This is a genomic window from Nisaea sp., assembly GCF_039990255.1.
In the GTDB taxonomy this organism is placed as follows: Bacteria; Pseudomonadota; Alphaproteobacteria; order Thalassobaculales; family Thalassobaculaceae; genus Nisaea.
Map to the genome: position 1 here is coordinate 1 of NZ_JBDXGG010000016.1, position 22,821 is coordinate 22,821.

The 22,821-nt window shown below is 59.2% G+C and carries 19 protein-coding genes; 11 read left to right on the forward strand and 8 right to left on the reverse strand.

What is annotated here, in order from left to right; genetic code table 11:
- The first annotated feature begins 575 nt into the window (after positions 1-575).
- Positions 576-1,892 (forward strand): peptidoglycan DD-metalloendopeptidase family protein, encoded by a 1,317-nt coding sequence (locus ABJ076_RS09330; RefSeq protein ID WP_348187883.1) that lies wholly within the window; start codon positions 576-578, stop codon positions 1,890-1,892.
- A 48-nt stretch (positions 1,893-1,940) separates the two neighbouring features.
- Here the strand turns inward: ABJ076_RS09330 and ABJ076_RS09335 are convergent, their stop codons facing one another.
- Positions 1,941-3,143, reverse strand: coding sequence for a hypothetical protein (locus ABJ076_RS09335; protein ID WP_348187885.1), 1,203 nt, complete (start codon positions 3,141-3,143; stop codon positions 1,941-1,943).
- 294 nt (positions 3,144-3,437) lie between these two features.
- On the opposite strand from ABJ076_RS09335, the gene ABJ076_RS09340 reads away from it, so the two are divergent.
- The 3 genes from ABJ076_RS09340 to ABJ076_RS09350 are packed head-to-tail and all read left to right on the forward strand — an operon-like array spanning position 3,438 to position 7,397.
- A complete protein-coding gene (locus ABJ076_RS09340) occupies positions 3,438-4,361 on the forward strand; it encodes a methylenetetrahydrofolate reductase (RefSeq protein WP_348187887.1) in 924 nt (307 codons plus the stop codon).
- 37 nt (positions 4,362-4,398) lie between these two features.
- On the forward strand, positions 4,399-5,304 hold the full coding sequence (locus ABJ076_RS09345; RefSeq protein ID WP_348187890.1) for a methyltetrahydrofolate cobalamin methyltransferase: 906 nt from the start codon (positions 4,399-4,401) through the stop codon (positions 5,302-5,304).
- Positions 5,305-5,336: 32 nt separating this feature from the next.
- Positions 5,337-7,397, forward strand: a complete 2,061-nt coding sequence (locus tag ABJ076_RS09350) for an ASKHA domain-containing protein (protein ID WP_348187892.1) — start codon at positions 5,337-5,339, stop codon at positions 7,395-7,397.
- A gap of 192 nt (positions 7,398-7,589) precedes the next feature.
- Here the strand turns inward: ABJ076_RS09350 and ABJ076_RS09355 are convergent, their stop codons facing one another.
- Positions 7,590-8,474 (reverse strand): DUF4238 domain-containing protein, encoded by an 885-nt coding sequence (locus ABJ076_RS09355; protein ID WP_348187895.1) that lies wholly within the window; start codon positions 8,472-8,474, stop codon positions 7,590-7,592.
- Between the two features lie 245 nt (positions 8,475-8,719).
- Between ABJ076_RS09355 and ABJ076_RS09360 the strand changes: the two genes are divergently transcribed.
- Positions 8,720-9,592 carry a hypothetical protein gene (locus ABJ076_RS09360; RefSeq protein ID WP_348187898.1) on the forward strand — a complete coding sequence of 291 codons (873 nt, stop codon included), beginning with the start codon at positions 8,720-8,722 and terminating at the stop codon, positions 9,590-9,592.
- A gap of 335 nt (positions 9,593-9,927) precedes the next feature.
- Complete coding sequence (locus ABJ076_RS09365; protein ID WP_348187901.1) at positions 9,928-11,061, forward strand: M20/M25/M40 family metallo-hydrolase; 1,134 nt, start codon at positions 9,928-9,930, stop codon at positions 11,059-11,061.
- Between the two features lie 213 nt (positions 11,062-11,274).
- Here the strand turns inward: ABJ076_RS09365 and ABJ076_RS09370 are convergent, their stop codons facing one another.
- From ABJ076_RS09370 to ABJ076_RS09380, 3 genes are all read right to left on the reverse strand, one after another.
- Positions 11,275-12,579, reverse strand: a complete 1,305-nt coding sequence (locus ABJ076_RS09370; RefSeq protein WP_348187903.1) for a Gfo/Idh/MocA family oxidoreductase — start codon at positions 12,577-12,579, stop codon at positions 11,275-11,277.
- Positions 12,580-12,585: 6 nt separating this feature from the next.
- Positions 12,586-13,386 carry a phytanoyl-CoA dioxygenase family protein gene (locus ABJ076_RS09375; protein WP_348187905.1) on the reverse strand — a complete coding sequence of 267 codons (801 nt, stop codon included), beginning with the start codon at positions 13,384-13,386 and terminating at the stop codon, positions 12,586-12,588.
- A gap of 71 nt (positions 13,387-13,457) precedes the next feature.
- The gene (locus ABJ076_RS09380; protein ID WP_348187908.1) at positions 13,458-14,120 is read right to left on the reverse strand and encodes a GntR family transcriptional regulator; all 663 of its coding nucleotides are present in this window, start codon (positions 14,118-14,120) and stop codon (positions 13,458-13,460) included.
- A 210-nt stretch (positions 14,121-14,330) separates the two neighbouring features.
- Between ABJ076_RS09380 and ABJ076_RS09385 the strand changes: the two genes are divergently transcribed.
- The gene (locus ABJ076_RS09385) at positions 14,331-15,188 is read left to right on the forward strand and encodes a hypothetical protein (RefSeq protein WP_348187910.1); all 858 of its coding nucleotides are present in this window, start codon (positions 14,331-14,333) and stop codon (positions 15,186-15,188) included.
- Positions 15,189-15,322: 134 nt separating this feature from the next.
- Here the strand turns inward: ABJ076_RS09385 and ABJ076_RS09390 are convergent, their stop codons facing one another.
- The 3 genes from ABJ076_RS09390 to ABJ076_RS09400 all read right to left on the reverse strand — a co-directional run bounded on the left by ABJ076_RS09390 (position 15,323) and on the right by ABJ076_RS09400 (position 19,099).
- On the reverse strand, positions 15,323-16,597 hold the full coding sequence (locus ABJ076_RS09390) for an Hsp70 family protein (protein WP_348187913.1): 1,275 nt from the start codon (positions 16,595-16,597) through the stop codon (positions 15,323-15,325).
- 161 nt (positions 16,598-16,758) lie between these two features.
- Positions 16,759-18,177, reverse strand: a complete 1,419-nt coding sequence (locus ABJ076_RS09395; RefSeq protein ID WP_348187915.1) for a serine hydrolase — start codon at positions 18,175-18,177, stop codon at positions 16,759-16,761.
- Positions 18,178-18,310: 133 nt separating this feature from the next.
- Positions 18,311-19,099 (reverse strand): amidohydrolase family protein, encoded by a 789-nt coding sequence (locus ABJ076_RS09400; RefSeq protein WP_348187918.1) that lies wholly within the window; start codon positions 19,097-19,099, stop codon positions 18,311-18,313.
- Positions 19,100-19,160: 61 nt separating this feature from the next.
- On the opposite strand from ABJ076_RS09400, the gene ABJ076_RS09405 reads away from it, so the two are divergent.
- From ABJ076_RS09405 to ABJ076_RS09420, 4 genes are read left to right on the forward strand one after another with little or no spacing between them, the layout of a single operon-like run.
- The gene (locus ABJ076_RS09405) at positions 19,161-19,898 is read left to right on the forward strand and encodes a GntR family transcriptional regulator (RefSeq protein WP_348187921.1); all 738 of its coding nucleotides are present in this window, start codon (positions 19,161-19,163) and stop codon (positions 19,896-19,898) included.
- A 22-nt stretch (positions 19,899-19,920) separates the two neighbouring features.
- Complete coding sequence (locus tag ABJ076_RS09410; protein ID WP_348187923.1) at positions 19,921-20,898, forward strand: TRAP transporter substrate-binding protein; 978 nt, start codon at positions 19,921-19,923, stop codon at positions 20,896-20,898.
- Positions 20,898-21,428: a TRAP transporter small permease gene (locus tag ABJ076_RS09415; protein ID WP_348187926.1), complete on the forward strand. Its 531-nt coding sequence runs from the start codon at positions 20,898-20,900 to the stop codon at positions 21,426-21,428. The genes ABJ076_RS09410 and ABJ076_RS09415 overlap by 1 nt, the downstream gene beginning before the upstream one ends.
- Positions 21,428-22,687: a TRAP transporter large permease gene (locus ABJ076_RS09420; RefSeq protein WP_348187928.1), complete on the forward strand. Its 1,260-nt coding sequence runs from the start codon at positions 21,428-21,430 to the stop codon at positions 22,685-22,687. Before ABJ076_RS09415 ends, ABJ076_RS09420 begins: the two co-directional genes overlap by 1 nt.
- The last annotated feature ends 134 nt before the right edge of the window (positions 22,688-22,821 follow it).

Genomic DNA, 22,821 nt, shown 5'->3' on the forward strand with positions numbered 1-22,821 from the left:
AACCATTCCAGAGACTTCGGCCCCCGCCGCCGCGCCCCACTCAGTGGTCCGCTCCGCAACGGGAGGCGCCTTATACGACCCACCCCAACAAACCGTCAAACACTTATTTGCAAAAAAATGACGATCATAAAAAAATAATCCAAAAACTCCCGCATTTCCGCCATTCCCCCTGTCCAGATTATCTGAGAGAGCGTTCAAGCTCGTCTTAACAGCCCGAATGGCAACCGATTAGAACAGCGACTCCCAAAAGTGCTCCCTGGCGGTAGACCATCCTGACTCCGGAGTCAGCCTTCCGGGTGCCCGGTTGGATGGACCACAAGCTCCTTGGGGACACTTAAAGAGAACCCAACATGGAAGAGCACTATATAGGGGACGCAAAACACGTGATGACGCCCCCCAGTTATACCGGCGAGCCCCCTGCAGCCTATCCGGGATTTCCCAGAGCCATGCTCACGGTTTAATTTTCCGCTTTAAGTTTGCGCATCAGGACACTGATTCAATTGTGGTTAGCCTTGACTTCGCGAACTATGCGCAACAGAATCACGCGAAACATCGTATATTTCGGGATCGCATACATGACACAGCGGGTTCGCACTCGTTCTGCCTTAGCTGCCGGCGTACTTGGCTCCCTACTCCTGGCAGGCATCGGCGGCTTCGCCATGTTTGGGACTGTCGGTGCGCCCGACACCGATCCGACAACGGCCGAGGCATCAAGCGCGAACAGTTTCGCCATTGCCTCACCCGAAGGCAGCACGCCAACGCTCGAGACCCGCGCGGTCAAAGTTGAGCGAGGCGACACACTGATGAAGCTGCTGACTAAAAACCAAGTCGACAAGCGCGAAGCGCATGCCGCCATTGAGGCTCTTAGCGAGGTTTACGACCCGCGCCGGATGCAGATCGGCCAATTGTTTGAGCTGTCTCTTGAAGATCCGGCGGACACGAAAACGTCCCCCAGTCTGGTCTCACTCTCTTTCAAGGCCGATCCGGTCCGCACCATTCAGGTGCGCTATACAGATGACGGCGCCTATACGGCCGACGTCAAGGAAAAGGCCCTGCAGCGCGGCGATGCGTTCGGCGCAGGTACAATCCGCTCCAGTCTTTATGTCGCTGCAGTCGATGCCGGTATTCCTGTCGCAGTGCTGCATGACATGATCCGAATTTTTAGCTTCGATGTCGATTTCCAGCGTGACATCCAGAAGGGCGACCGGTTTGAAGTCCTCTACGACGAGCAACGTACTGGTGACGGCACGCTTGTCAGGACCGGCGACATCACTTACGCGGCGATGACCCTCTCCGGAAAAGCACTCGCCTATTTCCGCTACACACCCAAAAACGGCGTGACAGATTACTTCGACCGCAAAGGCCAGTCCGTGCGCAAGACGCTGATGCGCACACCAGTGAACGGCGCCCGGCTGTCATCCGGCTTCGGCAAGCGCAAGCATCCGATCCTCGGCTACACCAAGATGCATCGCGGCACCGATTTCGCGGCACCGACGGGAACCCCCATCATGGCAGCCGGCGACGGCGTCATTGATTACATCGGCCGCAATGGCAGTTACGGTAAATACATCCGCATTCGCCACAACAGCACCTACAAGACGGCCTATGCCCACATGTCCGGCTACAAGCGCGGATTGACGAAGGGCTCCCGGGTGAAGCAGGGCCAGACCATCGGCTATATCGGTTCGACCGGACGCTCCACTGGCCCACACCTTCACTACGAAGTGCTGGAGAATGGCCGCCAGCGGAACCCGATGAGCGTGAAACTCCCGGCGGGCGAAAAGCTCAAAGGTAATGAGTTGAAGCGTTTCGCCGCCTTACTGCCGGCGCTGGAGCAACGCATTGCCGTTTCCCGGGACGACAACACCCTGGTTGCAGCACAAAGCGATTGATCGCCGCCGCATCTTAGAACAAACCCCATACGGAATCAGGCATCCCCGCTATTCGGCGGGAATGCCGAAGACGGCCACACCGGCGCAGAGCAGGGTGAGAAGTATCCGTCCTGCAATAGCAGAACGATCTCCGCCAGCTTTCGCCGTGACAATGGCCGCAATCGCGCATTGCAGCATGTAATAAACGGCGAATGCCCGGCTCGCGAGAGCGATCACTTCGTAGATATCGGTCTCCCACAGCACCAGCGCTGAGACGAAAACCAGCACCGGGTAGACCTGATGCCCGGTCAGCCGCCGGGTGGCGCCATGCGCGAGCCCCGCGCCTCCGATGGCATCGGCGACAGCTGCACTGAATTGACTGGCAACGGCGCCGAGCGTCAGCGCCAGCGGCAACAGCGGAGAGACCAGCAAAGCCGCATCCATCACCGCCGTCTCGCCCCTCCCTTCCATCGCCGCACTTATCAAAGGCGACAGCAGCGCGAAGAAAGCGACATAGATCCCGGTCGCGGCAAACTGAGCGTAGCGCATGGTCCGGACACGCATTTCACGGCCGAATTCCTCGCCCAGGAAGCGTGAGGTTTCGAAGCCCTGCACCATGATCAGCATACCGAGCAATACCGGCACACTACCCCAGTCCCCGCGCGGCTCCGGCGGCATGACTGACGCTCCCTCCCAGAGAAGCCCGCAGCCATAGGCGGCAAGCGCGGCCAGGAAACCGCCGATGACCGCTAGTTTCAGGGCGACCACACCGGATTCAATCTGAATCACTTTCCTGATGCCACCGGACCAACCGAGCCAGCCAATCAGGCCCAGCAATGCTGTCGCGATTAATTTCGCCATTACCGGGTCGGCGGCGCCGGTCGCCTCTTTCACGACAAAAGCGCCGAGGAGCGCTAGGTAGTAGGCAACCGAGATCACATAGGCGAAAAACAGGGTGAAAGCGCTCAGCCGTTCCAGCACCGCAACATTGCGGGGCGGCAATGCCTGCTCCAGCAGCGGCTCGACATGCAAGATATTGTAGCGGACAGCGCCGCCGATGGCCCAAGCGAAGGCGCAGAGACCGGCAATGCCCAGGATCGCAAAGCCGCCAAGCTCCCGCCCCAGCAGAGGCGCCGATACAAGAAAGCCGCTTCCGATGATTGATGCCAAAGGCGCCACCATCGCCCGCCAGACCTCTGACCGGCCGATCCGGGTGAACAGGATGGCCGTGAAGACGGCCAGGGCGGAAATCGAGAAGAAGGCTTCGATCATGACTGGTAAAGCACCGGGCAGCTGAACAGGACTGCGTAGATAATATCTGTAGGTATAAGCGCATGTTTCGTGGAGCACAAAAGTCTCGCCCGCGTGCCCCCGGTCGGGGCGTCAGGGCGGCACCCGCGGCGTGCCCGTTTACGGATATACCTCCCTGCCTCAAATGAGAGCAATTTGCGGTGCGTGTCGCAATTGGGAGAAGTTGTGACGCGGGACAGCCATTGAATTCACACATCTGCCCTTAAATCCCAAGAACAGCGCGATCAGGCGCCAAAGATATCTGAGGAGACGGCGATGACCGCGAGCATGACGGATATCCAGACTCTGGTGCGGGGCTTCTCGGTTGAGACCACGCCCGGTTCCGCCACCAAGGTGGACGATTTCGGCGCATTGTTGCCGGCCGGAACCACAGTCAATGTGACCCAGCTCCCAGGCTCCTCCATTTCGGACACGGTAGCGGTTTGCCGTAGGCTTCGAGCCGAGGGTATGGAACCCGTTCCACATATCGCAGCGCGCAACATTCAGAGCGAAGCTGAGCTTGCGGCTTACCTCGAAGGCCTGACCGACGAGGCCGGCGTGACCGACGTCCTCGTCATCGGTGGCGGAGTCAGCACCCCGGCCGGCCCCTATGCCGAGACGATGGACGTTCTGCGGAGCGGCCGTCTGGAAGCGACAGGCATCCGCAAGGTCGGCGTTGCCGGCCATCCCGAAGGCTCCCCCGACATTTCCGACGACGGTCTCGCCACCGCCCTCACCGCCAAAAACGACTGGGCTACGAAGACCGGGATCGACACATATATCGAGACCCAGTTCTGCTTTGATGCGGGCGCGATCCTGAAATGGGAAAAAAGCATCCGCGATGCAGGCAATGCGCTGCCGATCCATATTGGTGTGCCTGGCCTCGCCAGCCTGAAGACCCTGCTGAAATTCGCCCAGGTCTCCGGTATCGGCCCGTCCATGCGGGTGCTGACACGGCAGACACGGAATATTGCCCGCCTGCTCACCGTGCAGGCTCCGGACAAGCTGTTGGTCGGCCTCGCGGACGGCATCCAGGCCGATCCGGACTGCCTGATCCGGCATCTGCATTTCTATCCGTTCGGCGGCCTCGCCAAGACCGTTTCCTGGGTCGATCAGGTCGCGGCAGGCGATTTCAGCCTCAACAACAAGGGGGGCTTCGAAACGGCCCCTTTGGCCGGAAAGACGGCCGCGGCTTCCTGACCCGTCTCGTCAGCCGCATCAAGGGAGAAAAACCGGAATGACCGATACCGTCATCAGCTCGGCAACCAAGGAAATCGTGATCGGTTTCGAGCGTCCGTTCTGCGTCATCGGCGAGCGCATCAACCCGACAGGCCGCAAACTGCTGGCGGCGGAAATGGCGGCTGGCGACTATAGCCGGGTCCGCGCGGATGCTCTCGCCCAAGTCGAGGCCGGTGCGAACATGTTGGACGTCAATGCGGGCATCCCGATGGCGGACGAGCCCGCGATCCTCGCCGAGTCCATCAAGCTGGTTCAGTCCCTCACCGACACGCCGCTTTCCATCGACAGCTCCATCGTCGATGCTCTCGAAGCCGGTCTGGCCGTCTATCAGGGCAAGGCGCTGGTGAACTCGGTCACCGGCGAGGAAGAGCGGCTTGAGGCCGTTCTTCCGCTGGTAAAGAAATACGGCGCCGCCGTGGTTGCTATCTCAAATGACGAGACCGGCATCTCCGAAGACCCGAATGTACGCTACGAGGTGGCAAAGAAGATCGTCGAGCATGCCGCTGATCACGGCATCCCGCGCGAGGATATCGTCGTCGATCCGCTGATCATGCCGGTCGGCGCGATCAATCTCGCGGGCCGCTCCGCCTTTGACCTGATCGGCCGGCTCCGGAACGAGCTGAAGGTGAATACCACCTGCGGCGCTTCCAACATCTCCTTCGGGCTTCCGAACCGGCACGCCATGAACGCCGCTTTCCTCTCAATGGCGATTCATGCAGGCATGACATCGGCCATCATGAACCCTCTGCATGCGGAGGAAATGGGCGCGGTGCTGGGCGCCGACGTGATGATGGGGCATGACCCGGAATGCCGTCGCTGGATCAAGCGCTTCCGCGAACAACCGGCGGAAGGCGAAGCGGTCGGCGCGCGCGGCGGCCGTGAGCGGCGGCGGCGCAGGGCTTAGGGCTTAGGGCGGAGGCGGAATAGACATTTGGCATGAACGCAGCATCGGCGACCCAGATCGAAACTGACAGCACCCCGGAGGCTCCCGCCGAGGACGTCTATGTCGTCTTCACGCCCTCGGGACGGCGCGGTTTCGTGCCGCCCGAAACCACCGTGCTCGACGCCGCCCGCTCTCTCGGCGTCGATCTCGACTCCGTCTGCGGTGGCCGGTCCATGTGCGGGCGCTGCCAGATCCAGTTGTCGGAAGGCGAGTTCGCCAAATTCCAAATCACCTCGCGCGCCAGCAGCATCAGCGAGACAACCAAGTCCGAGCAGCGCTATGCCGAGAAACGCGGCCTGAAACCGGGCCGCCGTCTTGGCTGCAACGCCAAGGTTCTGGCCAATTGCGTGATCGACATTCCGCCGGAAAGCCAGGTCCACCGGCAGGTCGTGCGCAAGCGGGCCGAGGTCCGGGATATCGAGATCCGGCCGGTCACCCACCTGCATTATGTCGATGTCCGCGAGCCGGACTTGCATGACCAGTCGAGTGACTTCCGCCGCCTGTGCGAGAGCCTGCGCGAGCAATGGCCGAACTGGGGCATCGCCGACGATGTGAGCTGCGATTACGCGGTCATGACCAGCCTGCAGAAAGCCCTGCGCGACGGCGCATGGAAAGTCACGGTCGCGCTCCGGGGCAATGACCGGGTGGTCGGCGTCTGGCCGGGCTTCCGGGAGAAGATCTACGGCCTTGCCGTCGATATCGGCTCCACCACCATGTCCGGCCATCTCTGCGATCTGGCGACCGGCAAGGTGCTCTCCTCGGCCGGAACCATGAACCCGCAGATCCGTTTCGGCGAAGATCTGATGAGCCGGGTTTCCTATGTCATGATGAACCCCGGCGGCGACGAGGAAATGACCCGCGTCGTGCGCGAAGCTGTGAATTACCTCGCCACTCAGACGGCGGCCGAGATCGGCGCCGGATCGGACGAGATCGTCGATCTGGTCTTTGTCGGCAACCCGGTGATGCATCACCTGATGCTCGGCATCGATCCGACGGAGCTGGGCGGCGCGCCCTTCGCGCTCACCGTCGATACCGCCGTCGAGCTGACCGCCGCCGAGATGGATCTTTATCTGCATCCGGGCGCCCGGGTCTATGCCCTGCCCTGCATCGCGGGCCATGTCGGCGCGGATACAGCCGCCGTGGTGCTGTCCGAAACGCCCTACAAGCGGGACGAGATCACCCTGATCGTCGATGTGGGCACCAATGCGGAGATCGTGCTCGGCAACCGGGACCGGCTGCTTGCCTGTTCCAGCCCGACCGGCCCGGCCTTCGAGGGCGCCCAGATCTCCAGCGGCCAGCGCGCCGCGCCCGGCGCCATCGAGCGCGTGCGGATCGATCCAGAGACGCTGGAGCCGCGCTTCCAGATCATCGGCACCGACCGCTGGTCGGACGAGGACGGTTTCCAGGAAACGGTCGAGGAACTCGGCATCAGTGGCATCTGCGGCTCCGGCATCATCGAGGCCATTGGCGAGATGTTCCTGGCCGGCATGATCACCACCGACGGCATGATTGATGGCGCGCTGGCGGAAAAGTCCGACCGCGTCTTCCCGGACGGCCGCACCTTCTCCTACCGGATCAGCGACACCGTCTCGGTGACGCAGGGCGACGTCCGCGCCATCCAGCTCGCCAAGGCCGCGCTCTATGCCGGATCGCGCCTGCTGATGGACCGGCTCGGCGTGGAGTCTGTCGACCGTGTGGTGCTGGCCGGCGCCTTCGGCAGCCATATCGACCCGAAATACGCCATGGTCCTCGGCATGATCCCGGACTGCGAGCTGGAACACGTCGTCTCCGTCGGCAACGCGGCGGGTACAGGCGCCCGCATCGCCCTGCTGAACGGTCAGGCCCGCAAGGAAATCGAGTGGGTGGTGCGCACCATCGAAAAGGTGGAAACCGCCGTCGAGCCGCGCTTCCAGGAACATTTCGTCGGCGCCATGGCCCTGCCGCACAAGACGGACCCGTACCCGAAACTGTCAGCGGCGGTGAAGATGCCGGTACCGAGAGTGGCGGTGAAGTCGGGCGAAGATGGCGGACGGCGGAGACGGCGGCGGGGGTAGGTTTGCGTCCGGACGAAATACCACACGGCCGTCATCCCGGCCGGAGAGCCGGGGGCCAGCTTTTCATGGGGTAAGGGCGGCGGAGATATGGATCCCGGATCAGGTCCGGGATGAGGGATCTCTACCAATGAACTAAGCAACGTGTCCCCTTAATCCTCCGCTAACTCCTCCCTGAACTTGGTTCGTATCCCCTTAATAGCCACAGAGTCCGCCAGCATCCGCCAACATTTCGGCGGATACCTCATCTGGATGCCGCGACGAGAACATGTAGTCTATGGCATTGCGCCAAACCAGATAGTTGGCCGATGCCGGATTGTCGTTCGAGAGTGCGTAGTAAGCACCGTCCGGCTCATTGTGCCGGTTATCCAAATAGAGCAACCGAGTGGGGCTCAGAGGAAAAATAATTTTCGTTTCGGGGTCTCTGATCCCCCGAAACTCCAGAGATGGATGCACAATCGTTACAGGGTGATCAGACGTTATGAATGCAGGTTTTTTGGCGACTACTATTGCCATTCGCATGTCGAGCAACACCGGTCCGATCCCTCCGGCGATCGCTACATTGTCGTTCCAAGCAGCCTTTAAGTCTTCTTCGCTAGCCTCACGGTAGGATCGCCAGCTAGCCTGATCGACTTTTCGCGTGACGTTGCCTATAGCGACGTGGCTAGGAAGGCTGTCGAATTGCGATATTTGCTCAACAAACTGTGCGTGCATCGACTTCCAAGTCTTGAACTGGGTCGGATTGCGCTCAAAGGTCGTAGCAACAATCAGAGCCAGTAATTTTCTAACGGGCTCCCAAGTCAGATCGACTTCGCCGGTAGATATTGCCTTCCATACCGGGTCACCGAAAAATCGCTCAAGTTCGCTGAGTTTACGTTCCAGTTTGTCATCGCGCTGCCCGTTAGCACGAAGCGGCGCATATAGGTGAAACTTCACGGCTACCTTGTCGATGCGCCTTAATTCAGGATCACCGACATTCTTGCTGAACCGCCAGACCTTTCTCTTGCCTTCATCCGCTGCAAAATGACGCAAATAGGCTTGAGACACCCAATGGCAGCGCTTTGTAGTCGTCTTCACCATTAGCCGACCACTCAGAAACCCGTTGCAACTAGGCGGTGCTGCTCTAGAGCAGAATAATTGTCTGCAAAAGCCTTCCTAGTCATTAGAGCATTGCCGAATTTTTCGCACGACCAGTGACGCTCCCTTCGCGATAGGCGACGGTGTTTTCGTCGCAGGGCAGAGTTTCGATTTTTTCGCAAAAGTTGTAAACATCCCTCCAGCACAATATCGTTTGGCAATCTGCCTCATCTAATTGGTGAAATTTTATGCTGGTCAAAAGTATCTCTCTGTTTTTGCATCAAAAATCTCTCCGCCTCATAAACAAAATTGATAATGCAGCGAAATGGAGAAATATATATACGATTACAAATAATAAAATAAGCATTATATTGATCAGCATTTCCATTTTTGGATATTTTATCTTATTCAGTGAATATTTTAACGAACTAGCAATAAACAAAAGTATTTACTTAATAAATCAGACTTGGAAATTGCGATTTATATATTTTGGGAGTTTTTTTGCACTATTAGCGTTTTTACTATGCTACATTTTTTGCCCAAATATTGTTAGAAACCATGCCGATGCTGAAGATTTTTGCGCGACATTTCCAAATAGTCATTCGGACATTGCAATCGCGTTCTTTCTATCTAGGAAAAAATACTTCTGGAAGTCTATTGAAAAAATTAGAAATCGGACGATTAGCCTAAATAAGGCCAATAAGGATGTACCATACCTGTCTGCCTATATTCCAACTACCGAATTTGAGGCTCGGCGAAGCATAAAATTCTTTTCTGATCTTGTTGAAGATTACAAAATAGACGAAATTTCTATATCAACAGCAGAAGATTCACTTAAAAAAAATAAAATGGAACTGCTTCGCGCATACTATAGAATAAACAACTCTAGATTTTTCATAGCTCGATATTTAGGAATTTTATTTATTGCAATCTACATAATTTTCCTCTCAATACCGTCCATTCACACATTCAAAGTTATATCATGTTCATTTTTTCCAAATCAACACTCTATATATTTCGACGGAGAAATGTTACAGAGATTTACTTTAAATGAATATCGAAGAATACAAGGTTTTTGTGGTATTCAAGATTACGTTTCGCAATACGATCATCCGCCTTGACCTGCATTGCCAAGCTAGATGTTGAAAACCTTCTATCAATATCAACCTCTTATCCGAATTACAGACAATTACAGGGACACGCGACTTACTTCGCCCGCTAACTCCTCAGCTACATGATCCTCACTAAGTTGGGGCGTGCGTTGCTCAATTCCTCCATTTCCTCTTCGACCGTCATCCCCGCCGAAGAACTGGGATCCGGCTTTTCACAGGGCATCGACAATGGTCATATGGAATCCGAGCCAAGTCCGGCAGACGGATTCCCACCACCGAATCGAATGACCTATCCTCTCCTTCCCTTGCCCCCCGCCTCACTTCCCTAACTGCGGAGAACCACCATGGACTTCAACGCCCTGCCTTTCAACGCCGACGCCATGTGCGCCGGTCTCCGCCCGTGGATCGAATGCGAGAGTCCGACCCATGATGCGGCTTCGGTCGACCGGATGATCGACCTTGCGAGCTATGACCTCGTTGCCATGGGCGCCACGATAGAGCGCATTCCCGGGCGCATGGGCCTTGGCGGCTGCGTACGCGCCAGCTTCCCGCATCCCAGGGCGGGTGAGCCGGGCATCCTGATTGCCGGGCACATGGACACGGTGCACCCCGTCGGCACGCTGGCCCGCCTCCCCTACCGGCGCGAGGGCGGGAGGTGCTGGGGGCCCGGCATTCAGGACATGAAGGGCGGCAACTATCTGTCGCTCGAAGCGATCCGGCAGATGGCTGCCGCGCACATCGAGACGCCGCTGCCCGTCACCGTGCTGTTCACGCCGGACGAGGAGATCGGCACGCCCGCGACCCGGGAGCTGATCGAAGCCACGGCGCGGACCCAGAAATACGTGCTCGTCCCCGAGCCGGCCCGCCCCGACGGCGGGCTCGTCTGGGGCCGCTATGCCATTGCGCGTTTCAACCTCCGGACCATCGGCACCCCGATCCATGCGGGCGTCGACCCGCGCCTCGGGCGCTCGGCGGTGCGGGAAATGGCCCGGCGCATTCTCGAGATCGAGGAGATGAGCACCGATAGCTGCACCTTCTCGGTGGGCTGCGTGACCTCGGACCAGCTCCATGTGAATTGCGTGCCCTCGGGCTGCTCGGCCGAGGCGCTGTCCATGGCTAAGCGGCAGGCGGATCTGGATGCGGGCGTCGGGAAGATGCTGGCGCTGCACGATCCGGATGCTGAAGTGGGTTTTAACGTCGCGCGCGGCGTCACCCGGCCAGTCTGGGAGCCGAGCGCTGCCGACAAGGCGCTGTTCGAGCATGCAAAAAGCCTCGCCGGGGATCTGGGTTTCGAGATCACGGCCCATATGGCGGGCGGCGGCTCGGACGGCAATTTCACCGGCGCGATGGGCATCCCGACGCTCGACTCCCTCGGCCCGCGCGGCGCCGGGCTGCATACGCTGGATGAGCATATCGAGGTCGAGAGCCTCGCCGAGCGCGGCAAGCTGATGGCTGGCCTGCTGGCAACGCTGAGCTGAGACCCAAGCCACGCGCGTTGCATCATGGATGCAGCGATATCGCCGGGTCGGGCCGGATCTCCAGACAGGGAAACGCATGCGCACGGCATGTGCTCTCCGACGGTGCACCGGTCAGCTCAACCGTGTCCGAAGATGGTCAACGCCAAAAGCGTGGAGGGGGACCATGCGCGTTGGCCCGGCTCCCCTCCCTTTCTGTCCCGATAGGGTTCACCTTTAGGCGAACTGCTTCTCCATATCACGCCGAATCCGGATCGCATCGGCGGTCTCGTCCACCTCGACATCGGACCAGCGGATCATCTGGCCTTCCTGGATGCCGGATTTCAGCTTGACGTTGTGTGCCAGCCCGATTGGCAATCCGCCCTCTTTCAACGAGGTTTCAGCCGGGTAGAGCTTGCCCCAGACGGTGAACCCGCCTTCGCCGTCGAGCATCTCTCCCGCCTTCAGGTTCCGCTTTGCTGTTGCAACCACATCGCCCCTGAAACCCTGGGTCGCGCCGGTCGGTCGGTTCAGAATCGCAGCGGACAGGATCGACATGTTGAGTTCGAGACCGATGAGATGAAACGGCTTGAACATGGCGGAGTACCGGCCGGACGCGTCGGTGTTCATGCCATATTGCCGGAAACAGGCAGCGGCGTAGTCTGTCTGCGCCTCGATCACCACATAGACGCCCCAGCGCAGATCCTTGAACACAGGACGCCCGTCCCGCTCCAGGGAGGAGACCACCTCGACCTGTCCCTTGACGGCAAGTTGACCACCGTCGGATTCCGGGCGCAGGACGTGGGCGAGATCGTCCATCCCGGCAGGCGGGAACCGCAAACCGTCCGGCGGCGGGGTCAAGCCGGTCGCGTTGGCGATGGCCGCCATCTCGAGCCCCGATTTGGTGCCGTCCAGGAAGCTGTTGAACATCTGGCTGTTCATACCGGCGGCGGCGGCCTGCTCGCTGGTGAGGCCGTAAAAGTCCCAGACCGTGTCCGGTGTCGATGCATGATAGGCAGGCAGGAATTTCGTCCCCTTCCCGGCGGCAACGACCTCGAACCCCGTCGAGCGGGCCCATTCCACGAGCTCGCACGTGAGCGCGGGCTGATCGCCATAGGCCATGGAATAGACCACGCCGGCACGCCGGGCTTCTTCCGCCAGAAGCGGTCCGGCGAGCACGTCCGCCTCGACATTCACCATGACGATATGCGTCCCGTTCCGGATCGCCTCCCGCGCATGCACGAGGCCAACCGACGGAATACCGGTTGCCTCGACAATCACGTCGGCCGTGCCGGCCCTGATCATTTCCATTGAATCGTCGGCGAAGCGTGTCGCTTCCGTCAATTCTTCCGGCCAGCCGACAGACCGGCACGCAGCTCTGGCCCGGTCGGGGGCCAGATCGGCTATCCATGCGACTTCCAGCCCCGGAGTCGTCGGAACCTGCGAGAGAAACATGCTGCCGAACTTACCGGCCCCGATTAACCCCACACGCACCGGTGCACCTGCGGCGGCACGGTCAAGAAGATCCTGATAAATAAACATATTATATTACTCCGCCGCCTGGGTTTCTGTATTGATCAACGCATCGAAACAATCATCTCCCAGCGCTTCGATCGGCGTGAAATCGCGGTGTGCGATCCATTCTTCCCGGTTGAAGGCACGGATGTGATTGTCGACATGGCACAGGGACAGATAGACGATGGTCCGTCCAATGGGCGAGATGTTCGGCGGGCTTGCATGGACCAGCAGGGACGAGAACATCAGCACGCTTCCGGCCGGCCCTGTCGGCGCCACGCACCCCCCCTTGTCGGCCAGAGCCGATACGGTTTCGCGATCCAGAGTCCAGAGCGGATAGGATGTCGTCTCGAGGTCATGGCCTGCGGCGACAACTCCCTGCTTGTGACTGCCGGGAATGAACAGGAGAGGGCCGTTGGCCGCAGTCACGTCGTCTAGGAAAACCGCGATGTTCATCGCCCTAGGCTCCGGCATCTCGTCGTCACGCTGCCAGGTGCCGTAATCCTGGTGCCATTGCCAGACCTCGCCATCGAATGCGGCCTTGGCGTTGATCTTGAACTGATGCATGTAGGTCGATCCGTCGAGCACCTGCTGCACCGGCTCGATGAGACGGGGATGAGCGCCCAGTCTGCGGAATGTCTCGTTGTAGGTGTGGGCAGCGAATGCCGTCCGGGCGACGCCCGACTTCTCGCGCCAGACTTCCTTGCGCTCGGTCTGGTAGATCTTATCCGCCTCTGACTTCATCAGAGTCGCCTCCTCCGGGGTAAAACGCCCCGGGAAGAACAGATATCCGTCCTCATCGAACTTTTTCAGTTCGTCTTGTGTCAGCTTCATTGGAGCTCCCTTCCCTGCGATACTCTCGCTTTTTGCAGCCATTCGGCTTTTCTTTAAGTCTGGTTTCGGCCTTATTCCTGTTTCAAACGCCTGTATGTCATGGCCCCGGTCCGATCCGTGTGTTCGAACGCCAACCGTCCCGCCCTTTCCGAATCACCGGACAGGACGGCATCAGCGATCGCGTCATGATCATCCAGAGTGTCCGGCCATTGCACCCGGTCCTCAAGAACAACCCGCATCGACCGCACCATGTGCGGCCAGAAATTGCCGACAACCATATCGATTTCGGTATTGCCGGAGAGATCATGGATAGCGCGGTGAAAATCGAGATCCGCTTTAAGGAATGCATCAATGTCACCGATGGCGCCGGCCGCCCGCCCTTCCCGTAAGATAGGCGTTAAACGCTCGCCGGGCCGTTCGGCACGCCCAATCCGCTCTGCCGCGAGGCGAGCAGCCAGCCGGTCGATGGCGCCGCGAACCTGATACAGCCCGAGCAGACGATCAGCATCAATCGGCGCAACCATATAGCCCTTGCGTCCGCGATCAACGACCAGACCTTCGCGTCGCAAGATCGCCAGCGCATGACTGACCGGCTGGCGGCTTACCCCCAATCGCGCGGCAAGGTCCTCCTGCGCAAGTGGCGCTCCCGGCGCAAGATCCAGTGCCATGATGGCATCCCGTATGGCCTCGTGGGCAAGTGCGGTGAGATCCGGTTTGGCGGCTAACGTCTGCATATCAGTTTCGCATACTGAATTCTGAATTCAGAAAATTGAATATTGATTGAGGTCAGGAGTCAAGGATGTCGATCCGAGGTCTGACGGTTGCGAAAAGCGAACGGGCTCGTCTCGCTCTGGACCTCATCATGCGACCAGCCTAGACTCGCGCCAGGAGCAAAAAATGCAATCGCGCGGCTCTGTGGCCTGCGCCAGATCCGGAGTAAGACGATGAAACGTTTGGGGATCATTGTGGGGGCGGTTGCCGCGGTCCTGTTAGTGGCGGTGGTTGCCGTCGTGGTCTTCGTGTTTGGCAATCTCGACTCACTCGTCAAGGACGTGATCGAGGAGCAGGGCTCCCGCGTCGCCGGAGTACCAGTGACAGTCTCCGGGGTAAAAATCGAGGTGCTGGACGGTCGGGCCGCGATAAACGGGTTGGCGGTGGGTAACCCATCCGGCTTCAATAGCGATAATGCGATATCGCTCGGCGGGATAAGCGTTGCACTGGACACCGCAAGCGTCAGCGAGCCGGTGATCGTGATCAAGGAGATCGCGGTCGATGGACCGGCAGTTACCTACGAACTGGCATCTGGCGGCAACAATATCGGCACCATCTCGGACAACGTGAAAAAGAACAGCGGCGGCGGGAGCGGCTCGTCCGGTGCCTCCTCCTCTGGGGAAAGCGACGGCACGGATAAGAAGCTGATCATCGAAAGCCTCAAGATTCGCGGCGGCACCGTGACGATCGCCGCCTCATTGCTCGACCAAAGCAAAGCGCTGGAAGCCAAATTACCCGATATTACCCTTACGAATATTGGCAAGGAGTCCGGCGGGGCGACACCCGAGGAAGTAGCCGCCCAGGTCGTAGCAGCCCTGACCGACGCCGCCAGCCGAGCGGCCGCGAGCATCGGAGTTGGCAAGACACTTGAGGCGCTGAAGCAGAATCTCGGCAAGATCAATGGCGGCAAGCTGCCGACCGACGTGGAAGGCGCCAAGAAGGCCGTCGACGATGCAAAGAAAGCGGTCGAAGACACCAGCAAGGAGCTGGAGAAAGCCGGCGAAGGGCTGAAAAAACTGTTCGGTAACTGAGCCAACGCGCGGGTCACGCAATCACACACCCGAACCAACATTCCCGCGCACGCGGAGACTCAGGGGAAGAAAGGCGCCACCCTATGATCGTCAACGTCCCAGCTCTCCGGCCAGGATAAAACGATTAAAGAGGTTTACGCCGTTGGAAACACCCGATGTGCGGCCTTCGTCAGGCCCTTTGCCACTGCCGTGAAGGGATCGGACGGGACAATCTGAGCGGCGGGGACGCAGCCCGTGATGACCCGGCGCATGTCCGGCAGCAGGGTGGAGCCACCGGTCAGGACGATATGCCCGACATCCTCAGGCCGCACACCGGCCATGGCCAGTGTCTCCTCGGCGGCCTTGGCGACCTGTTGCTCCAGCGGCGCGAAATGCTGCGCCAGGGCAACCCGGTCCACCTCGATGGCGGGCAGGTCGTCGATATAGGGGAAATCAAGCACCGCCGCGTCTTTGTCGCTAAGGGCGATCTTCACCCCTTCCACAGCATTCACCAACCGGTGGCCGAGCTGCCGTTCCAGCAGCTCCAGCAACAGCTCGATCTTCTCCGGATCGACCGCCTGCCGCATGACCTCGCGGACGTCCTGCTTCATGGCGTAGGTGTAGCAGAAATGGATCTTCTGCCAGGTGGCAAGGTCGCTGTAATAGCTCGCCGGCACAGGCAACATGACGTCGGAGGTCAGCGCCTTCATCTCCGTGCCATAACCAAAAGCAGGCATGACGGCCTTCAGCGACAGCCGCTTGTCAAGATCCGTGCCGCCGATATGCACACCGTGATTGGCCAGAATCTCGAACCCGGCAACCTCTTTGGAACCGCCATCCGCTGACCGGCGCGCCAGGGTGAAATCAGAGGTGCCACCGCCAATGTCTGCAACGAGGACATAGACCGGGTCCTGCATCGCCGCTTCTGCGTCGATCAGGGCAGCGACTGGCTCAAAGACGAAATGTACCGGCCCAAAACCTGCTTCCTCCAGCACCTCACGCAGCAAGGTCTCCGCCCGTTTGTCGCGCGTCTCGTCTTCGTCGACAAAACGGACCGGCCGCCCGGCGACCAATCCGGCAATCTCACCACCGGACGCAGTCTCCACACTCTTCTTCACCGCGATCAGAAAACTGGTGAGCAGAGAACGGAACGGCCATGAACGGGCTCCCATCCGGGTCACGTCATCGGCCAGGCTGGTGCCGAGGATGCTTTTCAGCGCCCGCAAATATCGGCCTTCATGCCCCTGCAAGAAGCGTGTCTCGGCATCGTGCCCACTGACCAGCACTCCCTCTTCCTCGTCATAGAATAGGGCCGTCGGGACGGATTGGCCGCCATGTTCGAACCTGTGCAGATCAAGGGCATTGCCGGACGCGTATCCGATGGCGGAATTCGAGGTGCCGAAATCTAGCCCAGCGACAATCGGTTTCATGGGATCGGGGCTCTCTAGGATTGGAAACGTGGATTTCCGTCTCAGCGGAGCCGGTTTGTTTACAGGGAGTCACCCATGCGCGGTCAAGGCGAAACTGACGCCGAAACGAAATCGTCACGCGAGGGTGCGATCTGGAGAATGGGCATTCCAGATTAGACTGGTTAGTCGCCGACCCTCGGGACAAGGCTCCAACCGTCTTTCGCTTTTGCGATCTTGAGTCCGGTAATCTCTCCAGCCCCATTCTCGACGAATTGCGCCTCGCGCTGGAAACCCTCGATCAGAAATGAGGTCGGCCCCTGGGGCACAAGATGGAACGTGCCTTGGTTAGGATCGGAAATCGCCAGTCCGTCGCCGTCATCCGTTACACGCGCATTTATAAGATCGCTCCGGTAGGCGCCCGTCAGTCTCGCGCGTTCGTCCGCAGTCAGGGTGACGCTGGCGTGGGAGCGATCAAGCTCCGGAACAGGTACCAGCTTCGGGTCCGCCTTGGGCGGGCCGGTGCGGGCTTTCAGGATCTGCACCAGTGTATCAGCGATGGCCTTGGTGCTCATGCGATGACGATCATAGGTGTTGACCCGGTTCACATAGACGAGGCGTGCGGCCGGCACGACAATAACGGCCTGACCGCCATAGCCAAGGGCCGCATAGGTGCCCATCTCGCCAAGCTTCCTGCCAAAGGTCCACCACATATAGCCGTAGCCGCCACCCCTCTTGCGGGCCGAATAGGAGCGCGTGCTCTCCGCGACCCAACTCGCCGGAATGATCTGTTGATCGCTCCATTTTCCTTCATTCAGAAACAACAGACCGAAGCGGGCGAGATCGCGCGCCGACATGCGGAAGGGGTAGGCGGGGAATCGGGAATTTTGCGCTTCAAGATGATAATAGGTGTGGGAAAGATCGAAGTCCTGCATGCCGAGCGGGCGGGCGAGACGCGCCTCGAAATCACCGAACAGGTCCCGCCCTGTCTTTAGATTGTAGATCGCCCCCAGCGCGTTGAAATCCCAGTTGTTATAGTACCAATGGGTGCCTGGCGCATGGCTACCGCGCTCCGGCCGGCCCCGCTTCATGCTCCGAGTCTCGTAGGCCGCTGGCAGATAAACACCGGAGCGCGCCTTCAGGAGGTCGGAGACCTTCGCGCTCTTCTCCATGTCGGTCAGCGGCGTATCGTCATCAATCCCGATCTCGGCGAGGGACTCGTCAAGGTTGATGCTTCCCTCCGCCACCGCCATGCCGAAGAGCGCGCTCATTAGAGACTTCCGCACCGAATGGCACTTGAAGCGGCGCTCGGTCTCGCCCCACTCCGTCAGCACGGCACCGTCATAAAGAACGAAACCCGCCGACGAACCGTGCTCCTGTGCATAAGCCGCCGCTGCAGCGAGCCCGTCAGCGGACCAGCCCGCGTCTTCCGGCGCCTCATAACGCAGCCACGTCTCGTCGGGAAATACTTCCGGAGAGACCTCATTCCAGCCAGGCCACTGCGCCGTAATGTCGTTGGCATGTGCGCCTGAGACGACCGCGAATGATCCGATTAGGCCAAATGCGAAGGTAACTCTTTGCATGAATGCTGAGAAAGCGGCCACCTGTCCTCCCGTCTGGCTTGAGTATCCGGATTGGATATGGGGAATTTGGATGGGGCTTCAACCACACCTCGCGATTGCCGTCCCCTCCTCAACCATGGTTCTTACGCATTCAGGACGAATTTTCTGAGATTGTTCAACCCGCGAAGGCGAAGGCCCGATCGTATGTCATCTGGTCCTCGAATTGTGTAAACGGCCAATCGCTGCCCCAAACCAGTTTCGCGTGGCCAAAATGATCGAGATAGCGGGCACGAAGCTCCTTCATCGCAACGGCATCGCCGCTGCGGTCACTCCCGCGGAGAATGCGATAGGCGCCGGAGATCTTGACCCAAAGTCGATCCTTTGGCTGGGCGAAAAGAGCCTGCATTCCTGCGCAGTCACCGGCCGGCCCAACGAGGCCAAAGTGATCCACCACAACCTTTTCATGACGTGCGGTAAGCTGTGGCAAGATGGCGGGCAGATGCTCTGATTCGACATGCAGTTCAACATGCCAGCCGAGCTTTTCCGTCTCGCCGAGCACCGGAGCCCAGTCTGCATAGCGAAAGCTCTCAGCCTTGCGCAGGAAATTAAGTCGTATGCCGAGAACGCCGCGGGCTTCCATTTCCCGGAGCATACCTCGGTCAATCGGCGCCCCGGGATCGAGTACCGCAACGCCTCGGAAGGTCACTTCCGCGCTCCCGGCATAATCCTCCAGCACTTTTAACAGGTAGCTGTTGTCGGAACCGAGAAAACTCGGCTGCACAAGCAGTGCCCCATCGAGATCAAATTGCTTCAGCAGACGGCAAAAATCACCCGGCAGGGCATCATAGGCCGGCGAGTAGCGCCGCCCTCCGGCCATGGGCAGATCGGCGCGGAAGACATGCGCATGACCGTCGAACCGGCCAGCGTTCAGACCCATCAAACTATTTGCACCAATCAGGTTCATAAAGCTCTCCCTTGACATCCATAGTTCTATATAGAAGCATAGAAATCAAGGAGAGGAAAAAATGACGGCATCAGCATTGACCGGCGATGACCGGATTCCGATTTATCAGAGACTGGCAGACACCCTGCGCAAATCCGTCATTGATGGCGGATTGAAGCCGGGGGACCGGGCTCCATCGGAAAACGTACTCGCGGAAGAATTTGGCTTGGCTCCCGGAACCGTGCGCAAAGCGCTGGACGTTTTGGTCACGGAAGGCGTTTTTGAGCGCTTTCAGGGCAAGGGCACCTTCGTGCGCCAACCCAGCTTCGACACATCCCTGATGCGTTTCTTCCGCTTCCGCGGGCCGGCAGGAAAAATCACTGTTCCAGAGAGCCGCATTCTCAGGCGCGAGATTGAGCCCATACCGAGTCACGCGGCGCTCGCCCTCGAATTGCCGCCGGCGACCCCCGGCATCTCAATCTCCCGCCTCCGTCTGCATGAAGATGTGCCCGTCGTGGCGGAAGAGATCTGGCTAGAACATGAGCCTTTCAAGGCTTTTGCCGAGCTGCCCGCTGAGGACATCGGCGCCCTGATCTATCCAATCTACGACACGCTTTGCCAGAAGCGCGTCGCAAGGGCCGAGGAGGCGCTAACGATCGAGGCAGCGGCTCCTGAAATAGCCCGCCTGCTTCGGGTTGCACCCGGAACACCTATCGTGGTCATCGACCGGCTTGCCAAAGGCTACGACAACAAACCGATTGAATGGCGCCGTTCCCGCGGTCGCGCCGATCAATTCCACTACCACACCGAAATCCGCTGAAAACTCTATCAAGGAAGAAACAATGAGACTATTCACGCGCACCGCTATGGCGGTGATCGTCACTGCTGCAACCGCCACCGCTGCCTGGGCCGATGCCCGGGAAGTCCGGATTGCAAGTCATGTCTCCGAGTTCTCGCCCCTGCATGCTCAGTCCAAGCTCTTCGCCGAGGAAATCGAGAATCGGCTACCAGGCCAGTTTGTGTTCAAGCTCTACCCGAGCGGCCAGCTCGGCAAAGAGAAGGACCTGATGGCCAATGTCCAGGCCGGCGCGATCGAAATGATCAATGTTGCCTCGGGCGTGATGAAGCTCGACAGGAAGCTCGGCGTCTTCGACCTGCCATGGTTGTTCTACAACCGTGAGCATGTTCGTCGTGCCATGGCCGCCGGGCTCGAGGACGCAGTCCGCGCGCGTATCGAGGAAGTCGGCAATGTTAACGTTATCGGAGTCTACGAGAACGGTTTCCGCCATGTTCTAAACACCAAGCGCCCAATCACGGAACCTTTCGACCTGGACGGCCTGAAGATCCGTATTTCGGGCGGAAAATTCCGTCAAGGCGTGTTCCAGCAGATCGGGGCGCAACCGCAGAGCGTTTCCTGGGGCGAGACCTTCACCGCCCTGCAATCCGGTGTCGTCGATGGGGCTGAAGCGGCGATCTATGGCTTTTATGAACAGAAGCAGTTCGAGGTCGCCAAGTACCTTTCCCTGACGAGCCACGTCTACACCCCATCCTTCCTGCTCTCCTCCAAGCGTTTCATGGACAGCCTGACGGACGAGCAACGCACGGCTTTCGTCGAAGTAGGACGGGCGATCACGGATCGCGCCTATCAAATCTCCGAAGAACTGGAGCAGGAATATATTGCTGAGATGAGCACGAAAACGGAACTCAACGCCGCAGAACTCGTGAAATTCCAGGCTGCGACGGTCAAGAGCTATGATGCCTATATCGAAAGTCAGGGATACGACTACCTGAAATTCGTGCGCGAAACGGCGAAGAACTAATGTTCCGGATGATCGATAGGGCGGCCGAGGCGCTGGCGATCATCGCCTTTACCGTCTCCTCGGCCTTCGTGTTCCTGAATGTCCTGAACCGCTATCTGATTCTGGGCCTCTTCAGGGACATGGCGAAGGACTTCGAGAGCCTTCGCCCTGCCTATCTCGCTGTCCGGGACCTGCTAAGCGGGGTCGTTGTCACCGCTGACGAGGTTCCGGGCCTGCTCCTGGTCTGGGTCGCATTTCTGGGAGCCTATCTTGCCATGCGCCGCGAAGGCCATATCGCGTTCGACATGGTACTGGAACGCCTCCCGAGATTAGGGCGCAGGATCGTTGACGGGATAAACACCCTGTTGATATCCGGGTTCCTCGTCATGCTCGGCTGGCAGTCTGTTCGGATGATCCGGATTTCCGGGGCGACCGAGATCGAAACCGCTGAAATCGCGCAGGGCTGGTTCATGCTGATCCTGCCGATCGCGGCCGCGTTGATGTTGATTGCGGTGATCCGCCGCTTCTTGAGCGAAAAGGAACAAGGCTGATGGCCTGGATCGTCGTAGTTCTGCTTTTGACCTTAATCTTCTTCGGGATGCCGATCGGTTTCTCGCTAATGATCGCGGCTGCCATCGCCATGGCGGTCTCGGACATTGACCTGATCATGGCTCCCATCCAGCTTTTCTCCGGCGTCAACAAGGTCGTCCTGCTGGCGATCCCGCTCTTCATCTTCATGGGCGAGTTGATGGGGGCAACTTCAATCTCCGACAGGATCATCGCGCTTGCCCGGGCACTCGTTGGCTGGATGCGCGGCGGTCTCGCCCACGTGAACGTGGTGACTTCCATGTTCATGGCCGAGATGTCCGGCTCGGCCGTCGCCGACGCAGCGGTGATGTCGAAGATCTTCGTCCCATCGATGGAGAAACAGGGCTATCCAAAAAGCTTCGCGGCGTCGGTGACGGCTACCAGCGCCACCCTCGGCATTATCATCCCGCCCTCAATCCCCATGGTGCTCTATGGCGTCACAACGAACACATCGATCAAGGATCTGTTCGTCGCTGGCATCATCCCGGGCCTGTTGTTGGGCGCGGCGTTCATGATGACGAGCTATATCTTTGCCCGCCGGGAGAACCATCCAGTCGACGAACGCTTCGAGCTTCGGCGCCTCGGCCTCGCCTTCGTCGGCGCGGCGGTTCCCTTGCTGATTCCTGTGCTGGTGGTCGGCGGGCTTATCGGTGGTTTCGTTACTGCGACGGAAGCCTCCGCCCTCGGCGCCGCCGCTGCGCTTTTCTATGGCTGGGTCCTGCGCCGCGACCTGACAGCAAAGAAAGTCTATGAGCTGACCGCAATCACGGTCCGGCAAACTTCCGTGGTGATGATGATAATCGCCGGCTCCGCAGTACTCGGACAATATCTCGCGAACGAGCAGATCCCACAGGCCATAGCTTCCGGCCTCGGTGGGCTGACCGAGAACTTCATCCTGCGGATGCTCCTGATCAATGGCTTCCTGCTGCTGCTTGGCATGTTCCTGCATGCTTCTGCCGCCATCATCGTAGTCGTTCCAATGCTGCTACCGCTGAGCCACGAGATGGGAATAGATCCTGTGCATTTCGGGATCATCGTCTGCCTTAATCTCGGCATTGGTCAGCAAACCCCGCCGGTTGCCTCGGTGCTCCTCACTGTGTGTTCAACCACCGGACTCCGGATCGAGCAGGTCATGGGCTATTGCAAATGGTTCATACTGGCTATGTTCGTCACCCTGACACTGGTCAGTTTCCTGCCAATCACAGCCCTGGCCCTACTTTAGCGCCACAGCGAAACGCGGTGCGCCGCGTTTCGCACACATAGAGCCAGTATATTTTCGCGGCTCTCTTCGAGAGTCACCACCACTTGCGCGAAGACAACACGACAGCGTTCGGGCAGGCCATTCCGGTAAGTAGA